The following is a 665-nucleotide window of genomic DNA, read 5'->3' as shown; positions in this document are numbered from 1 at the left end:
GTAACAAGGTAGCCGTAGGGGAACCTGCGGCTGGATCACCTCCTTACAACTATGCTTATCTTTTGTGTACACAAAAAATTGCGTCCTGCATTTTTTTGTATACCTCACATCCGTGTGAGTAAGTGTCCACACAGTTTGCAGGCTTGATATAGAAAGAGAAGAAACTGGGTCTGTAGCTCAGCTGGTTAGAGCGCACCCCTGATAAGGGTGAGGTCGGCAGTTCAAGTCTGCCCAGACCCACCAAATTTGAACGATGGCTGCGTTGTTCGGGTATTCGCATACTGATGTATGCTTCACACCCTATCGCCTTGCCCTCCTTCAAATTCCCTTGTCAGGGTTGCGGTGATGCTGAAAAGAGGGTTTCCCCGATGTCAGCACGCGCAGCATGAAGCTTCGAGAGCAAGGCGCACGTTGAGTGATTGAAAGAGCATGCCTCGATGGTATGTGACTGATTGAACGAATCGCGCAACGCAGCTATCGAAACTTCAGGCAAGCATTCGGGGGCCATAGCTCAGCTGGGAGAGCGCCTGCCTTGCACGCAGGAGGTCAGCGGTTCGATCCCGCTTGGCTCCACCATTTCTTCTCTCCGTAACCGTTAGCGTTAAGTGTTCTTAAACAAGAATATTTACCGGTAACTAAGCGTTACGTGCTCTTTAACAACATGA

The 665-nt window shown here is 49.9% G+C and carries 2 tRNA genes; both read left to right on the top strand.

Annotated elements, in window-relative coordinates:
* Nucleotides 1-166 precede the first annotated feature (166 nt).
* Nucleotides 167-243 (top strand) — tRNA-Ile (locus tag Q5L94_RS13290).
* Between the two features lie 257 nt (nucleotides 244-500).
* A tRNA-Ala gene (locus Q5L94_RS13285) sits at nucleotides 501-576 on the top strand.
* Nucleotides 577-665: the final 89 nt, after the last annotated feature.

Origin of the sequence: Idiomarina sp. Sol25 (assembly GCF_033052775.1) — a bacterium.
GTDB lineage: Bacteria > Pseudomonadota > Gammaproteobacteria > Enterobacterales > Alteromonadaceae > Idiomarina.
The sequence above is the reverse complement of the archived record's forward strand: the minus strand, read 5'-3'. Positions and strand labels throughout refer to the sequence as shown.